The organism is uncultured Brachyspira sp. (genome assembly GCF_949287625.1).
In the GTDB taxonomy this organism is placed as follows: domain Bacteria; phylum Spirochaetota; class Brachyspiria; order Brachyspirales; family Brachyspiraceae; genus Brachyspira.
This window is the reverse complement of the sequence record NZ_CASEGO010000053.1, coordinates 1-17,218: the sequence shown is the minus strand read 5'-3', so window position 1 is coordinate 17,218 and position 17,218 is coordinate 1. Positions and strand designations below refer to the sequence as shown.

The following is a 17,218-nucleotide window of genomic DNA, read 5'->3' as shown; positions in this document are numbered from 1 at the left end:
TTAGAGTTTAGAGTTTAGAGTTTAGAGTTTAGAGTTTAGAGTTTAGAGTTTAGAGTTTAGAGTTTAGAGTTTAGAGTTTAGAGTTTAGAGTTTAGAGTTAAACCACTCTTTTATATATTATATCATTAAAAATATATTTTGTCAAATTATATAAACTTATTATATCAATAATTTCAAAAATTCTTTCAAATCATACAAAATATAATTATATAAATCCCATATATATTTTTTATAGCAGATTCAAAATTGCAATATTTAATAGTTTGTTTATGTTTTACCGTATGTATCAAATCTAATTATTTATATAGAACTTATCAAAATCTTTATCTCTTATATTTTTTCATTATTTTTTAAGCATTCTCCCAAACTCTCTAAACAATCAGCAAAAACAAAATAAGATTTTTTTATAGATTTTAATACACTTTCTAATTCTCCATATCTGCTTACATTCATAATATACACAAACAAATATAGTTTCTCAAATTTTAGTTATTTCTAATAACTGCTATGCAAAGCTCTTTGATTTTTGACCATATATTAAATTACCACCCTATCATTACCCTGACGCTTTAGAAGTTTTTCTCTCTCCAAAGCATTTAAAAGCGGTATTACATATTTTCTTGAAAGACCTGTTTTTTCTTTAACAAAAGCTATTGTTATAATATCTTTAGGCTTAGAATTTTTCATTATTAAATTTTTTACTCTATTGTATACATCTATATGATAATATATGCCTTCTTCAAGATACATAGCCTGCTTAGAGGCGGATAATACTTTTATATCTTTCATTCCATTAGGAAATGCCTTTATAGCCTTCTCATCTAATCCGTTTAAATCTTCTTTCTTTAACTTATCTAATAATAATTTCTGAGAATTAGTTAAATCAATACTTTGACTATATTTCTTGTATATATTATTAAAAGGCATTATGATTTTATTTTGAACTAAATAATCTATAAAAGGTTTTGTAAAGGCATTATCTATATTAAGATGATTTCTTATATCTTCAAAAGAAAAACCATCTTTTTTGGAATCTATTAATTTTTTTGACTCTTCAAGAAGATTATTTAAATAATCTTTTTTTACAAAATAATTTGAAATATTTACCGCATAGTCTGGAAGTTTTCCTAAAGCAATAGAATATCCATTTACTGATATAACCAAATCTGTATATCTATCTCTTTTTACTTTCCCCAAAAAGTCATGTGCATTATCCATTATACCTTTTCTAATCTGAGGTGTTGTTTTGCTGCCCCAAAATACATCTCCTGTACCTATTATATTGCTTCCGCCATGACTTATTAATATACCTCTTTCCTTCCAAAATACTGATATAGGCTCATCAAATTTTAATCTTATAAACCTATCATCTATTTCCCTAATATCAACATCCGTTTTTATCTTTTTATCCGAATCATTATAAACAGCCCTCTTATACATAGGTATTATCTGAGCCACTGCACATTCAGTACCTATAGCAAACTCTGCATTTTTTATCTTTTTTAGATATTCTACATCGCTGTTATGGACTAATTCTAATATTATCTCATCTGTTAAAAATACTGTTTCATCTTTATCGCATAAAAGATGCCCTCTTCTAATCTCTTCTTTTTTTATATTTTTTAAATTTATAGCTATACGGGATGTTGCATATACTATTTCTCTGTCCTCATGATAGGACTGAATATTTCTTATAGAAACTTCTTTTTTTGTAGGATAATGTATTAAAGTATCATCTCTTTTTATGCTGCCTCCTTTAATACTTCCCGTAATAGTAAGACCAGCACCTTTTATAGAAAAAACCCTATCAACATAAATATGTGTTTTTATATCTTCTTCATATTTTTCATTAATTAATATATCTGTAACTCTTTCTTTTAATAAATCTATATTAGTACCATTTAAGGCAGAAACTTTTACTATTTCTATATCCTTATTAAATATTCTGTACAAATTCTTTTTAATATCCTCTTCGCTTTCTTTTAATTTCTCTTCATTAACCAAATCAATTTTATTCATTACGCATATAACATTTCTTATACCAAGAGACAAAGCTACTTTCGCATGCTCTTCTGTCATATTCATCCAGCCTTCACTAGCACAAACAACAAGCATAACCAAATCCAAACTCCACATGCCGGCGACCATGTTTCTTATAAACCTTTCATGACCTGGTACATCTATCACACCAATGGTAATATCATCATTAGGCTTGAAAAAACCAAAGCCCAAATCAATAGTCATCTCTCTTTTTTTCTCTTCAGGCAAACGCATCATAGCGATACCTGTTAATGCTTTGATTAATTCCGATTTACCATGGTCAACATGCCCTGCTGTCCCTATAATTCTGTTCATACTATGAAAACTCCTATTATTGCTGTTAAAAATTCATCAATACTAAAGTATTGAAAAGCTCGGCTCACTTGTTCATTGCTGCATTCGCCTCGCCTTAAGGGAGTGAATAAATAAATTCATTCACACATCTGTGCCATTGTATGACTGGCTCAGCTCATTTTTTTATTGCTGCTAATAAAAATTGTTCACTATTTACTGTATAGTAAATAAATATACTACACACAATTTTTATATTTAGCATTATATTGCTATGATAAAAACTCATTCTTATAATATTTTCACATTCAATATTACATTGCTAAAAAATTAGCATTCTTTATTTTTATTAAAACCTCTCTTAGATAATCTATATCTTCATCTTTTATGGTTATAACATATATAAGCACCGAATCTTTCTTAACTTTCGGTATAATAGGCACATCTAAATTATGCATAAACTTTATGACAGATTTTATGTCCTTAGGCTTGAAACTTAGAGCATAAGACGGATAAAAAGTATCAGCCATAGCTCCGCCGCCTGTTTCAACCAATTCTTCAATAACTTCAAAGCCTTCAATATTTTCTATAATTTTTAAAGCTTTTTGTTTTATGATTTCAGGTTTGATTGACAATAAGGTTTCACAATATCCTTTGAACTGAGTTTCGCTGTTAAGTCTTTTTATAACGCTTTTTTCTAATATAGAAAGTACAGTTTTTCCGCATCTGAAAGCCCTCATTAAAGGGTGTTTGTATATTCTCTCTATATATTCTTTCTTGCCTACTATAATACCTGCCTGCACACTTGAAAACATTTTATCGCCTGAAAAACATACCAAATCAACTCCGCTTCTTAAAGCTGATTTTACATGTTCTTCCTCACTCATACTTTCATCAAATATTCCAGCACCTTCATCATAAACTAATGGTATATTATTTGGTATAGCGTCTCTTATCTTTTTAAATGATGGATGCTTAACAAATCCTCGTATTTTGAAATTTGATGCATGTACTTTAAGTATCATAGCAGTATTTTCTGTAACAGCTTCTTCATAATCTTTTATAGTTACTATATTAGTTGTTCCTATTTCTACAAGTTTAGCTCCAGCCTCTCTTAATATGTCTGGTATTCTAAAACCTCCGCCTATCTGAACCTGCTCTCCCCTTGAAACTATAACTTCTTTATCCGCAGCCAAAGTTTTTAATATTAAAAATACAGCTGCTGCATTATTATTAACAACTAAAGCATCTTCGGCACCAGTTAATTTTGCTAAAAGCGAATATAAAAACTCACCTCTTATTCCTCTGCCTTCATTATTAATGTTATATTCAAGATTATTGCTGCATGTATTTAACGGTTTAACTTTATCCCAAACTTCCGCATCTATAGGAGAACGTCCCAAATTGGTATGCATAATTGTACCTGTAGCATTAATTACTCTTTTTATTGGGAGATTAGATTTCTGTTTTATTTTTTTCTCACAAAGTTTTATTATATCATCTTTAGAAGGAGAAAAATTGGGATTATTTTTTATTTCTATTCTTAGTTTCTCTAAAGTATCGCGTATAATATCTGCTATAATTGGACGTGAAAGAATTTCGTAATATGGTTTTATAGAATCATGTTCTAATACGGTATTGGTTTGTACTAAGTTGAATTTATTGTTCATTATTAGTCCCTCTCTTTTTAATATTAAAAAATAAAATATACTTCAAGATAAGAGACTATTTTTCATTATTAGTAGTAATTTAATCATACTATACTTTTTACAATTGCCTATTTATCGGAAGAGGCAGGAGTTGAACCTGCCAACGCTGCTATAGCGTCCAACGCTTTTGAAGAGCGCGGAGACCACCGGGCCTCATCTACCTCCAAGCAATGTAATAATATATCATTTTTTATTTTATGTCAATTTTTTTTTTATTTATTTTATTATTAAATTTACTTTATGGTTCAATAAAATAAAATTACTGTTAATAATAGTACTTTAACATCATAAATAAAAATAAAAAGAACACAAAAAATACTATTTACAGAAACTTTATTAGAACAAATACTAAAATTATATTTTTTATTATACGTAAACAATTTTATTTTGTTGTTTTTTTCACAATAATTTTATTTGTATATTTTTTACAAAATAACAAATATTAAGTGAAAATATAATATATATTTTTATATATACACATTTGACAAGAAATAAGCAAACTCTTAATAATCTCAAAACATTTATATATAAAAATATAATTAAGTTTTTAATATTATAATATTTGTAAAAACAATAGATATTTTAACTAATTACTGCAAAATAATATATTTTTTAAAACTGTATGCTTTTTTATATAATATTATTGCAAATTATTTCTCTAAATATTAAAATAAGTCAAAAAAATTCTAGGTTTTATATATTATGAAAATTGCTATTCTTGGAGGAACTTTTGACCCTCCTCATATTGGACATTTAATACTAGCTGATACTGTTATAACTAACTGCAATTATGATAAAGTAATTTTTATACCAGCAAAAATTCCTCCGCATAAAAGCATAAGCGGAAAAGTATCAAATAATGACAGGCTAAATATGCTTAAACTTTCTATAGAAGATGATGAAAGATTTTTATTAGATGAATATGAGCTTAATAATGAAGGAGTTTCATATACTATAAACACATTGAATTATATATATAAAAATTATGATATTGAAGGAAAAATCGGTCTTATAATAGGGGCTGATCTTGTAAGAGATTTTGATAAATGGAGAGAGCCTCAAAAAATTTCTGAAATATCTGATATAACTGTTGTAAACCGAGAAGACGATAAAAATCTATATAAAGAACATATTGATAAATATAATATCAAAGTAATAATGGCTCCGCGTATAGATATATCCTCAAGTCTCATCAGAGATAGAATAAAAGAAAAAAAAGGATTTAGATATTTTGTAGCAGAAAAAGTTTATGATTATATAGTATCAAAAAAATTGTATTTATAAATTAGATAATAAGATATAGGAAAATAATATGAAAAATTTTAAATTAATACTAATAATACTTTTTATTTTTATAAACAGTCTTTACTCTCAAAAAATGTATCTTCTTAACGGACCTACTGGAATAGGCGGTTTAAAAATGATGAAGGACTATAATAAAATAACTATAAATACTGTAAATGCCCCAAATAATATGCTTTCATTGATAGTTAAAGGAGAAGCTGATATAGCGGCAATACCAGCTAATATGGCTGCCATAATTTTTAACAGACAATTAGATTATAAAGTCATAGCTGTAATATCTGAAACAAAACTCTTTATAGTATCTGCAAATAATAAAATACAAACTATAAATGATATAAAAAATAATACCGTATACTGCGGTACTAAATTAGCTGCACCTGATTTAATGCTTCAGTACTTAATTTCAAAAGAGCAAATTCCAAATGTTAATATTAATTATTCTTTAAGCAATCCTGATTTATCAAAAGCAGTAGCATCAAAAAATGCTGATATAGCCATACTTCCAGAGCCTTTTTTATCATCAGCAATGCTTGAAAATAAGGATGTGCATATAGTTGTTGAAATGTCAAAATATATTGATAATTACCCTGTGGCTGTACTTATAGCAAAAAATTATTTTATAAATCATAATAAAATGCTTTTAAAAGAAATATTAAATGAATATAAAAAATCTACTGATTATATTATAAACAATAAAGAAGAAATGAAAAACCTTATAAAAGAAAGAAATATGATAATAAATGCTGAAGCGGCATATTACGGATTAAACAGAATGGGACTAGTTTTTTATGAAGGAGAAAAAATGAAATTCGCTTTAAATAGCTATTATAATTTTTTGTATAACTTTGATAAGAAATTAATAGGCGGCAAAATACCTAATGATAATTTTTATTATATAGAAAAATAAAAAATAATATAAAAACATCAAATACAAAAATAATCTATAAGGCTTTAATAAAGTGGAAAACATTGATAAAAATAACATAAATACTAATGCTTATAAAAATATAATAAGAAACTTTAATATAGTTATAGGCATTAGCTTTATACTATTAATATCTTCTATATATGTTATTTCTATATTCAGCATCAATATTCCAAAAATCAACTCTGATACAAATTTAGAATTACTAGAAACTGTTTTAAGTGAGAATTTTATATTTTACATAAAAATATTTTTCTCTTTTTTAATTCCATTAACTTTTTTTATATTTACATTTCTTTTTGTACTAAATCCTATTAATGTTAAATCTATATTAATATCATTTATACTTATATTTTTAACAGCTATTTATTTATATAATTTAAAATATGAAGTATTATTAAATCCTTTAGAGAATACAAAATCAATTATAAATCTTATAGTTCATATAACAGCAGCAAACTTTATTATACTGTTTATATCCGCTTTGTCATATATAAAATATGATATAAAAAAACTTAATAATTTATACGATTTCTATACTATGATAGCCGAGATTCTTATATGGAGTTTTCTTATATTTTTTATTATGTTTCTAATAATAGGAACTGTATTTGCTTTACTATATTTTAATGGCAAAATAGATATAAAAATACTTATAAAATATCTATTAAAAAACAACTTAATAAATCTAAAAATACTTCTTTCTATATTTACTTTGATTACAACTTCGGTAATATATTTCTCTTTTATATTATATAATAAAATGCCTAACACAAAATTATCAATAAATATTTCTAGGACTTTATCCTTATTTGTAAGTGCTGCTTTAATATCATTAATTATAACTTTTAAATACAATTTATTTAATCATTATAATATTTTATTATATGCCTGTATTATATTCCAAGCATTATTTATAATAAACATGTTTTTATTTAGGATAGATAAAGAATGCAGACTGATTACCCGAATTATATATATAATATCAAATGCTGTTGGTATAATATTTTCTATATTTTGCTTTAAAAATTATACATCAGTATTTTCAGATACACTTATTAGCGTTTTTTATATTATAATAACTTTTAATTACATACATAATATAATAGCTGCAATTATAAAAAAGTACAGAAATTTCATATTTACATACAATTATATATACATTATATTTTTTATTATAATTTTATTTAATTGACTTTATATATTTTTTGTAGTATACTATACATAGGTACAAATTATAAATGGGGGTTTATATTTTGAGAAAAAGTCTGCTTTTTGCAAGTTTTTTCGTACTATTAGCATTTACCTATAATTTAAATGCTCTTAATTTGGCAATTGGTCTTGTGAGTCAATTTGGCATGAGCGGAGCAAATACTAATTCATCAAAAATATTTCCGTCAAGTTTCAGAGATTTTGACAGCGGACTTTCTTTTTCAATAGGTATTAATAAAGATTTTTCATCATCTATGTCTTTATCACTACTTTTGGATTTAGGATACTGTCATGATGCTTATGATTTTAAATATACAATAGAAGGTAAAAGAGCTACAGAAAATTATCAATTTGAAAGTTTTTTAATTGGAGGATATGGAAGATTTAATTTCAGCTTCATATCATTAGGAGCGGGAGGAGGAGTTAAAATACCTGTTTATGCTTCTTACAAATTAGAATCATATAATAAATACAGACGTTATGGATTTAGATTCGGAGATTTAAACGATATATTTGAAAGAGCTGTAATACCATATATAAAAGTATCTATTGACTTTACTATATTTAATTATTTATTAGTAGGCGTATATGCAAATTATGATTTTCCTCTTTATTTTCAATATAATAACTATATAAATGATACAATAATAAATAAGGATTCTATAAGTGCTTTTGATATAGGACTTCAATTTGGTTATTATTTAAATATAAATCTAAATAGAGACTATTATTATTGAGGAGGGTTTTTATGAAAAAATTAATAGTTTTTTTGTTGAGTATTACATTTTTAGTACCATTAAATAATATTTACGCTGCCGATTTTGTTGCAGGTTTTGTAGGGCGTTTCGGTGCAAGCAGTGCTACAACTGACAGAAGCAAAGTATTTACAACTGACTTTAGAGATTTTGAAACATCTTTTTCATTTCAGCCAGGTGTATTTTGGGGATATGATGATTTTTTGTCTACAGCATTACTTCTCGATATAGGATACAATAAAGATAAATATGAATTAAAATATAATGTAAATGGCGGAAGACTTTTAGAAAATTATGATTTCAACAGTATATCATTCGGATTATTTCCAAGACTTAATATTGGATTTGTATCCATAGGTGTTGGAGGAGGCATAAAAATTCCATTATCTTTAAAATATTCTAAAGAAGGCGATGAATACAGCTACAATAGATACAATTTAGATTTTGGAGATATAAAAGACTCATTTGAAACTTTTTATATACCTTATGTTAAAGTTTCTCTTGACTTTTTAATAAAAACAAAAGGAAAATTCATGATGTCTTTAGGAGTGTATGCTAATTATGACTTCCCTATCAATATAGATAAAAACGGACTTTTAAAAAATATATCTATAAACAAAGAATCAATAGCTGCATTTGATATAGGCTTTCAAATAGGGGCGTATTTAATAAGCAGATAATTATTATAAATAAAAAATTGCATGCTTAAAAAATAGTATGCAATTTTTTTAAAGCAAAAAATAATAGTCTTATTTCAAAACTAATAGACTTGTTTCAAAACTAAATTTGTTAATATTTATAGTTTGTTAATTTAATATTTTTTTAATTATAGTTGGGGCTTTGCCCCAAACCCCACTTCTTTTGTTGGCACAAAGAAGCAAAAGGACTGCATGCTTATATACTAAAATTATGATTTATATAACATGTAAAACATTTTATTTGTAATTTTAAAATTAAATAATTTCATACTCAATCTTGTCAACTAGTTTTGAAACAAGTCTAATTTAATAACGATAATAATTTTTCATCAATTTATAAATATATTTTTAATAAAGATAAGCACTCATTTATAAATAAAATTACATGTAAAGATATAATATTATAATTTTAGCAAAAATTTAAATAAAATACTATTTTATTAAAAAATATAGTTTACTGATTAGAAGAAACAGTGTTATTAGGTGAAGTTTCAGTATTAGTAGGAGCAGACAAAGGAGTATTTTGCTGCTGAGTTGTAGTAGTTGTATTAGTGGTTACATTTTCAAAAGCAGTTTTCTGAGTGCTTATAGCAACAGATATAAAAAGAGCACCTACTACAAATATAGTAGAAAGAAAAGTAGTAGCTTTAGTTAGGGCATTTCCTCTTTGGCTTCCTAAAACATTAGCCTGAGCACTTGAAAATAAACCTTCTGCTTTACCGCCTTGTATAATAATTAGTAATATTAATAATACGCATATTATAGAATAAACAACTATTCCTAAAGTAAGCAAAGCATTCATATATATTTCCTTAAAAGTTTTATTTTAATAAGATAATTGTATATAATTATATCATTTATAAAATATTTTTCAAGTGTTTAAAAGTATTAAATTTAATGTATAATATATATAAATATTTTTCTTTATTAAATTTTGATTTTTTCCGTTAATACTAATAAGGATTAAAATATAACGGCAGGTACTTTATATGGCAGTAAAAAAAACAGATACAAAAAAAAATACAGCTAAAAAAACTTCTGTTTCATCAAAAAACACTAAAACTGCAAAACCAGTAAAAAAAGCAGCTTCAGAAGAAAAAGTGTCAGGCAGAATTTCATACAAAGAATTGTCTGAAGAATTAAAATTAAAACTTAAACAGTCTGAAGAAAAAATAGCAGAACTTAATCAAAAATACAAAAAAGTTGTAGATATACAGAAAAAGAAAATAGAAGATAAATATAAAAAAATTATAGAAGATTTAGAATCAAAAAAATCTATACCTGCTAAAACTCAAAATAATAATGCTGAAATTAATAAACTTCAAAAAAGATTAGAGAAATTAGAAAAAACTAATCAAAAATTAGAAGAAGAAAAAAGAAAAATAGAATTAAAAAATGAAGAGCTAAAACAAAAAGCAAAAGAAGCTATAAAATCAAAAACTGAAACTGCCTCAAAAACTGCTAAAACTGATAAAGAAACATTAAAAGAAATAAAAGCCCTAAGAGAACAATTAATTGAAGCAGAACAGGAGAAAAAAGAATTAAAAGCAAAATTAAAAGAAGCAGTATCAGAATTAAAAAATGCTAAGAAAAACACTAATAAATTATCAAAAGAAGATAAAGAACAATATAAAGAAAACTTAAGAATATTAAAGCAAATAGAAAAAGAATCAAAAGCATTAGATAAAAAAAGAGAGCTTCTAAAAAAAGAAGAAGAAAAGTTAAAAGAAATAAGAGGCGATATAAAAAGCTCAGCAAAAGATATAGCTTCAACAATGAAAAAAAGCTATCTTGCTGATGATGAAGAAAGTAATGAAGAAAACGGCAATTTACTTTCTAATATGGATGCCAAAACAGAAGAAGGCATAACAAAATTAGCTACTCTATTATGTGCTGCTATGGACGATTACAGAAAGCAGAAAGAAAAAGAGAGAGAAGAGCTTGAAAAAGAAAATGAACAATCTATAATGTCAGAAGGCGAAGAGAGACTAAATAAAGCCTCTGAAGAGTTAGAAAATCTAGTTGAAAACAGACTTGAAGATTCTGACAGTACTAAAGATGAAAATTTAAGTAAAAGACCTTTCACTATAATAGATAAAATAGAAAACAGCCGCGTAGAAATAAACGAAGGATATACTCCTCCTTCAGGCGGACAGACTATAGTTGCCGCTCCTCAGGATGCATCGCAAGCCCCTCAGGCACCAGCTCAGCAGCCTAATATAACAGTAAAAGTAGAAGCCCCTAAAGAAAGTGCTAAATTGGCAAAACCAGAAACTCAGCTTAAACCTGCAAGCGAAACTCCTACTATGAGAATGAAGCTTTTAGATGATATAGATGATTATGAGAAAAAACTTGTAATTACTTATGGTTTTGATAATATGCCGGAAAATACATACTATTCTAAATATAAAAGAATATTAAGAAATGCTGCCAGAATAAGTTTATTCGGAAATTTGCAGGAAGGTCTAGAAATGTTCAAACTTATAAGAGATCAGAATATACCTGATGAATACAAACAAATGATAGACAAAAATATACAAGACATTACTTACTATTTAAGAGGTCTTCATAGAGTAAGAATGGAATAGTATACAAAAAAATTGGGGATATAAAAAATAGTAATGAAAAAAATTATAAAAATTGTATTAATAATATTGATAATACCTATTATCTTTTCCTGTTCTAAAAAGAAAATATATGACAGAGAAATAGAAGCTCTTTATGATAAAAGAGATAATTCATATACTATTATTTACCCAGAATATAATAAACAATACCCTAAATATATATCATTAAAATATGGTAAATCTGTAAAAATACAAAATGGTATAATATTAACTTACAATATAGACACAGACAATATACCTATACAATTAAATATAGAGGTAAATGAAAATAATATCAAAAAAACATTTAATATAGAAAATCCATTAGTTAATAGAAATATAAACCTTACAATATATGCCACTAATTTTAATCCTCCTTTAGAAAAAGATAAGATTGATGAGCTTTCTGTAAGTATAAAAAGTATAGGAAATACTGACACTAGAGATACAGTTAAAATTGCAATATCGGAAAATGAAGATAAAAGAGTATCAAGAGAAAATATAGCCTTAATACTTCCAGAGAGCGGACATATAGCTAAAAGTAATCCTCCTTTTATTATGGTTAATAAAAGAACTACACTTACAAGAATATCTATATCAAAAGAGCTTTCTTTTTCTTCACGCTATGAATATACATTAAGAAATAACAGTTTCTTTTCTATGACAAATCAATTAGAAAATGGTAAATGGTATATAGCATTTGATGAAAACGGAGATACAAATTTAAGAAGAATATATCATTTCTTTATAGATGACAGCAGTACAAAAATAGTACCAATAACAAATAAAACATTTAATATAAAAAGACCATTTGTATTTATAGACAAACAGACATTTGATGTTTTATACAATTTACTATACAGACAAAACCGTCTTCAAGCCTCTACCCTACTTAGAAATATAAATGCATTCAAATTATACACAGCTTCAAATATGGGAAAATGGTCGGTTAATAATATATCATATACCAATAATAATGATACTAATAAACTGCACTTTGAAGACTTACCTTCTCATGCTATGCTTATGTCATTAAAAGCGGCATTTGAACCTAATAATAATTTATTAAAATATGAAATTAAACAAATGATAAGGGATATAGTAAACCTAGATGAAGTAAATATACCAAATTATAAAGAAATAGATGCTGTTACTATATTGGCTAATTCTCTTCTTATGCCTTTTGATTTAATGTATGATGAGTTCTCTCCTGAAGAAATAGTTTTAATGAAACAGGAGTTTATTAAATACGGAGAAACTCTTTATAATTATATAGTTGAAAATCCTTCAGAATATAGAAAAAAAGACACTATAAAATACGCTTCAGCATTAGGGTTAATAGCTATAAACATGCTCAATGAAAATGTCAATCAGGATCAAATTAGAAATTGGCATTATTTTGCTATGAATTATATTAACGGAATGATATTTTCTATGTTTGATAAAGACGGCAGTTTTAAATCTTCTATAAGCGAAGCATTTGATACTATCCTTCCTATACTTACATATGCATTATCATTAAAAAATGTTGGAATATTTGATGCTTTCAGTTTAGAATCATTTCAAAATATAGGAAAATATTTATCTATAGTAGGATATCCATCTGGATACACATTGCCTATAGGATATACTGCCATAGATAACAGAAGTAAATTGAGATTTGATACTGGTGCTAGAAGTGCTGTTATGGAGCTTCTAAGTAAAATGTGTGCAAATCCGTTATATAAAAATTATGCCGTATTTGCACAAAGTGAAGCTGTAAATTTAAGATATCTGCCTTATGTATTAATGTGGAATAATTATTATTTAAGGGATAATGTGCCTTCTAATCCTGAATTTCAATATGAAACATTGCTATTTAAAAAAATACAAACTGCTATATACAATGAAAATATAAAAACTCTTAATGCCCCTTATTTAGCGGTATATGCCAAAGGAAGAAATGCTGACAGTTCTTTTGGGCTTAATCATAATGACAGAATGAGTTTTGTTTATTACAATTACGGAGATTCTATAATTGATGAATTAGGATATAATTTTGATACTAACAATTATGAATTATTCAAAGATGCTGATTTTCATAATGGTATATCTATAGATAATGAAAAAATAGAAGAAAATACTGGAAGCTATTCATATATAGAAAGCATAACAAATTATTACAAAATGTTTTATGCACATGCTAAAGCAAATCAGCAGTATACTTATTCTATAAATCTAAAAAATTATGACAGAAGATTTTATTATTTAAAGCCTAATATCATAATAATAAAAGAAGATATTGAAGCCTTACCTGATATTACCAGAGAATACCATGTTTACGGTTATAAATATAAATGGGCATTTAATTCAAAGCTCCCTATGGTGATTGAAAATAATAAATTTATAATAGAAGGTAATTATTCATCTACATATGTGGAAGTATTATCCCAAAATGAATTGGAATATAAAGTTATTCAAACTAATATAGGAAATAATATATTATACAGAGCCGAAGTTTCCACAAAAGAAAATATTAAAAGATTTGAGCCTTGGGTAATAGTAAAGACAATGCCTAAAAATAATGTTCCTATAGCTATGAGGAGAAATATTCTAAATACTAATATTACTGTAAACAGCTTTACAGGCACAAATTTAAACTTTAAAGTAGGATACAAAGATTATAATATAAACATAGAAAACTATAAAAATACATCAGACAATACAAATAAAATAAACAATATAGTATATACAGAAAATAGGGAAAGTGTTATAATAAGTTCATATTAATGAAGGACTTATTTTATGAATATATATATTGCTAATTCATATAAAGACTATATTGATTTTACAGCCAAACATATCCTGCATTTTTTGGAAAAGAAACAGGAAAAAAAAGAAAAATTATATATATCCGTTTCAAGCGAATATGATACAAAAGATATTTATAAATCTATAATAGAAAATATTAAATCTTATAAAATAAATTTCAAAAATATATTTATATTTCAGCAGTCTGAATATATAGGACTTTCCCCATCTGACAAAAACAGCAAAGCATATTTTTTAAGGGAAAATCTTATATCAAAATTAGATATACCAGAAGAAAATGTTTTTTTATTTGACGGAAACGGAGACGAATCTCAAATGGATAAACAGCTTGAAATTATAAAAAAAATAGGCAGGTTTGATGTTATATGGTATTCTCTTACAGCAGATTCTACTTCTGCAGGAAATGAAAGAATGTCATCATTATCCTCACTATTTAGAATTAAAACTTTAAGCGAACATTCTATAAGCGAAATAAAAAAAAGATTTCCAGAAGATAAAGAAGTGCCTACTACAGTATTCAGCATGGGTATGGGATTTATAGATATTGTTGATACAGTTTTACTTACATCATCTGGTATAGAAAAGTCATGTTCTTTAAGAGAATGCCTAGAACATGGTATAAGCGATTCATATCCTTTAAGCAAACTTCAAAAACATAGCGATGTTACTGTAATAGCTGATTATGAATCTTCTTTAAGACTTTCAAGTCAAACTGTATTTATGAAAATAGAAAAAAATATAAAATAAGGAGTATAGATATGAGAATCATTATTACAAATGAAAGCGTTTATGAATGGGCTGCTTACTACACAGTAAAATGTATATTAGATTATTCTGAAACTGATAAGCCTTTTGTATTATCTTTTCCTTTAAGATATGTTAATAAATCATACTATCAAAAACTATTATCTTTTTATAACGATAATATAGTATCATTTAAAAATATACATATAGTTTCATCTGGAGAATATATAGACTCCGATATATCGCAAAAATATTTAGAGGATAATTTCTTAAAGTTTATAGATATACCTAGAGAAAACGTGCATTTATTCGACAGTAATGTTGCAAACAGAAAAGAAGAAGCCAAAAGAATGGCTAATTTAATAAAAGAATTAGGAAATATAACATTATTAATAGATACTTTAGCAGAAGATGGAAGTTTTCTTCTTAATACTCCAAGCTCTTCACTAGAAGGAAGTGTAAGGGATAAAAAAATAAGCGAAATAATAAGAAGCTACGAAGCAAAAAAATTTGATATGCCTATAGAGATGTTCCCTAGAGAAGGACTTACTTTAGGTTTTGAAGAGGCTTTTAATGCTAAATATGTACTTGTAATGGCCAGCGGTTATGAAGTGTCTGATGCTTTGGCTCATTGTGTGGAAGGGGCTATTACTCAGTTCTACCCTACTTCTGTACTTCAGGAACATAAAAAACTTATAATTGTTGCTGATGAAGAGTCAAGCAGCGATTTAAAAGTAAAAACTTATAAATATGCTAAAAGTTTGGAAAGCAAAAGTCTTCACCCTAAAGAACTTATTAAAGGGCTTTATAAATCTTATTATGCTCTTACAAACATCAAAATATTTGACGGCGAAAAATTTATAGACGGACATTGTATTGTTATAGAAAATAATGTTATAAAAAGTGTAGAAAAAGAAATTGATGTTGATGCTGTTATTACAAGAATAGATTTAGGAGGAAAAATAGTTGCTCCCGGATATATAGACCTACAAGTTAATGGTATAGGCGGTTACGATATTAATGCATCTCCTACTGTTGAAACATTAAAAAATATGAATGAAGTTTGTCAAAGATACGGCTGTACTTCATATTTGCCTACAGTCATTACTAACAGTGATGAATACATGATAAAAATTATAGATTTATTCAATAACATAGAAGATTTATCTGTAATGGGAGTACTTGGAATACACTTTGAAGGTCCTTATATATCGCATGAAAAAAGAGGCATACACAATGAGAAGTTTATAAGAGAACCTAATATGGAGATGGTAAAAAAAATCAATGCTTCAAAATGTGTAATGGTTACTGTAGCTCCTGAAATGGTAAACGGTGAAGTTATAGAGGCTTTTGCTTCTGCTGGTAAAGTAGTATCTGTAGGACATACAAACGGCACATACAATGAAATAAAAGAAAAAATACCTTATGGAATAACTTTTGCCACACATTTATTTAATGCTATGCGTCCTTGGGGTTCAAGAGAACCCGGTGCTGTAGGAGCGGTACTTGAAACTAAAGACATGTATGCTGGTTTAATATGTGATGGTGTGCATTGTGATTTTGCCTCAGTAGAGCTTGCCTACAAATTAAAAACAGGTCATATATGTATAGTTACTGATGCTATAGCTCCTGCTGCTGCTCCAGAGATAAAAGAATATATTTGGGCTGGTAAAAAAATACATAGAGACGGCAACAGGCTTATTGATGATAACGGTACTTTGGGAGGCTCTTCTATTACTATGAGTCAATCTGTAAGAAATGTAGTTAATCATGTAGGGGCTGCTGTAGAAGAGGCTTTAAAAATGGCTTCACTTTATCCTGCCAAAGTTATGGGTATAGATGACAAATACGGCAGAATAAAAGAAGGATATATTGCTGACTTAGTTATACTAGATGAAAACCTAATAGTAAAAGGTGTGGTATTTAAAGGAAACTACAAAGAGTATAATTATGACCATGAATGGGTAACACATGCTTAATTATCAACTTATAAAATAAAAAGCGGTAATATATAACTAAACATATATAGTTTGTCAAAAAATAAATTTTTAAATTTTAGATTTGTGGGGACTAGCCCCCACACCCCCAGTTCTTTTGTTGACACAAAGAACCAAAAAGACTG

General features: G+C 26.6%; 13 protein-coding genes and 1 tRNA gene. 9 read left to right on the top strand and 5 right to left on the bottom strand.

From position 1 onward, the window contains the following. Window positions 1-330: 330 nt before the first annotated feature. From Q1X91_RS09315 to Q1X91_RS09300, 4 genes are all read right to left on the bottom strand, one after another. Window positions 331-453, bottom strand: a complete 123-nt coding sequence (locus tag Q1X91_RS09315; protein ID WP_300756270.1) for a hypothetical protein — start codon at window positions 451-453, stop codon at window positions 331-333. Window positions 454-537: 84 nt separating this feature from the next. Further along, the gene (gene selB / locus Q1X91_RS09310) at window positions 538-2,355 is read right to left on the bottom strand and encodes a selenocysteine-specific translation elongation factor (RefSeq protein ID WP_300756267.1); all 1,818 of its coding nucleotides are present in this window, start codon (window positions 2,353-2,355) and stop codon (window positions 538-540) included. 290 nt (window positions 2,356-2,645) lie between these two features. After that, window positions 2,646-4,001: an L-seryl-tRNA(Sec) selenium transferase gene (selA, locus tag Q1X91_RS09305; protein ID WP_300756264.1), complete on the bottom strand. Its 1,356-nt coding sequence runs from the start codon at window positions 3,999-4,001 to the stop codon at window positions 2,646-2,648. 114 nt (window positions 4,002-4,115) lie between these two features. After that, a tRNA-Sec gene (locus tag Q1X91_RS09300) sits at window positions 4,116-4,205 on the bottom strand. Between the two features lie 537 nt (window positions 4,206-4,742). Between Q1X91_RS09300 and nadD the strand changes: the two genes are divergently transcribed. Genes nadD through Q1X91_RS09275 form a run of 5 tightly spaced genes read left to right on the top strand, consistent with a single transcriptional unit; the run spans window position 4,743 to window position 8,917 of the window. Next, complete coding sequence (gene nadD, locus Q1X91_RS09295; protein ID WP_300756261.1) at window positions 4,743-5,324, top strand: nicotinate (nicotinamide) nucleotide adenylyltransferase; 582 nt, start codon at window positions 4,743-4,745, stop codon at window positions 5,322-5,324. Between the two features lie 28 nt (window positions 5,325-5,352). Beyond that, on the top strand, window positions 5,353-6,252 hold the full coding sequence (locus Q1X91_RS09290; protein ID WP_300756259.1) for an ABC transporter substrate-binding protein: 900 nt from the start codon (window positions 5,353-5,355) through the stop codon (window positions 6,250-6,252). Between the two features lie 52 nt (window positions 6,253-6,304). Further along, window positions 6,305-7,465, top strand: a complete 1,161-nt coding sequence (locus Q1X91_RS09285) for a hypothetical protein (RefSeq protein ID WP_300756257.1) — start codon at window positions 6,305-6,307, stop codon at window positions 7,463-7,465. 46 nt (window positions 7,466-7,511) lie between these two features. Next, the gene (locus tag Q1X91_RS09280; RefSeq protein WP_300756255.1) at window positions 7,512-8,219 is read left to right on the top strand and encodes a hypothetical protein; all 708 of its coding nucleotides are present in this window, start codon (window positions 7,512-7,514) and stop codon (window positions 8,217-8,219) included. Window positions 8,220-8,230: 11 nt separating this feature from the next. Then, window positions 8,231-8,917, top strand: a complete 687-nt coding sequence (locus tag Q1X91_RS09275) for a hypothetical protein (protein WP_300756254.1) — start codon at window positions 8,231-8,233, stop codon at window positions 8,915-8,917. 472 nt (window positions 8,918-9,389) lie between these two features. On the opposite strand, the gene Q1X91_RS09270 is transcribed toward Q1X91_RS09275, so the two are convergent. Next, the gene (locus Q1X91_RS09270; RefSeq protein WP_300756253.1) at window positions 9,390-9,737 is read right to left on the bottom strand and encodes a preprotein translocase subunit SecG; all 348 of its coding nucleotides are present in this window, start codon (window positions 9,735-9,737) and stop codon (window positions 9,390-9,392) included. Between the two features lie 187 nt (window positions 9,738-9,924). Here Q1X91_RS09270 and Q1X91_RS09265 point away from each other — a divergent pair, with 187 nt between their 5' ends. The 4 genes from Q1X91_RS09265 to nagA are packed head-to-tail and all read left to right on the top strand — an operon-like array spanning window position 9,925 to window position 17,075. Continuing rightward, complete coding sequence (locus Q1X91_RS09265) at window positions 9,925-11,523, top strand: hypothetical protein (RefSeq protein ID WP_300756250.1); 1,599 nt, start codon at window positions 9,925-9,927, stop codon at window positions 11,521-11,523. Between the two features lie 33 nt (window positions 11,524-11,556). Then, window positions 11,557-14,310: an RNA polymerase subunit sigma-70 gene (locus Q1X91_RS09260; protein WP_300756247.1), complete on the top strand. Its 2,754-nt coding sequence runs from the start codon at window positions 11,557-11,559 to the stop codon at window positions 14,308-14,310. A gap of 15 nt (window positions 14,311-14,325) precedes the next feature. After that, window positions 14,326-15,099 (top strand): 6-phosphogluconolactonase, encoded by a 774-nt coding sequence (locus Q1X91_RS09255; RefSeq protein ID WP_300756245.1) that lies wholly within the window; start codon window positions 14,326-14,328, stop codon window positions 15,097-15,099. Window positions 15,100-15,110: 11 nt separating this feature from the next. Beyond that, window positions 15,111-17,075 carry an N-acetylglucosamine-6-phosphate deacetylase gene (gene nagA / locus Q1X91_RS09250; RefSeq protein ID WP_300756243.1) on the top strand — a complete coding sequence of 655 codons (1,965 nt, stop codon included), beginning with the start codon at window positions 15,111-15,113 and terminating at the stop codon, window positions 17,073-17,075. Window positions 17,076-17,218 lie beyond the last annotated feature (143 nt).

Bases quoted from the DNA above. Each gene is read 5' to 3' on its own strand.
- Q1X91_RS09315 (WP_300756270.1), bottom strand. From the start codon at position 453: ATGAATGTAAGCAGATATGGAGAATTAGAAAGTGTATTAAAATCTATA.
- selB (WP_300756267.1), bottom strand. From the start codon at position 2,355: ATGAACAGAATTATAGGGACAGCAGGGCATGTTGACCATGGTAAATCG.
- selA (WP_300756264.1), bottom strand. From the start codon at position 4,001: ATGAACAATAAATTCAACTTAGTACAAACCAATACCGTATTAGAACAT.
- nadD (WP_300756261.1), top strand. From the start codon at position 4,743: ATGAAAATTGCTATTCTTGGAGGAACTTTTGACCCTCCTCATATTGGA.
- Q1X91_RS09290 (WP_300756259.1), top strand. From the start codon at position 5,353: ATGAAAAATTTTAAATTAATACTAATAATACTTTTTATTTTTATAAAC.
- Q1X91_RS09280 (WP_300756255.1), top strand. From the start codon at position 7,512: ATGGGGGTTTATATTTTGAGAAAAAGTCTGCTTTTTGCAAGTTTTTTC.
- Q1X91_RS09275 (WP_300756254.1), top strand. From the start codon at position 8,231: ATGAAAAAATTAATAGTTTTTTTGTTGAGTATTACATTTTTAGTACCA.
- Q1X91_RS09270 (WP_300756253.1), bottom strand. From the start codon at position 9,737: ATGAATGCTTTGCTTACTTTAGGAATAGTTGTTTATTCTATAATATGC.
- Q1X91_RS09265 (WP_300756250.1), top strand. From the start codon at position 9,925: ATGGCAGTAAAAAAAACAGATACAAAAAAAAATACAGCTAAAAAAACT.
- Q1X91_RS09260 (WP_300756247.1), top strand. From the start codon at position 11,557: ATGAAAAAAATTATAAAAATTGTATTAATAATATTGATAATACCTATT.
- Q1X91_RS09255 (WP_300756245.1), top strand. From the start codon at position 14,326: ATGAATATATATATTGCTAATTCATATAAAGACTATATTGATTTTACA.
- nagA (WP_300756243.1), top strand. From the start codon at position 15,111: ATGAGAATCATTATTACAAATGAAAGCGTTTATGAATGGGCTGCTTAC.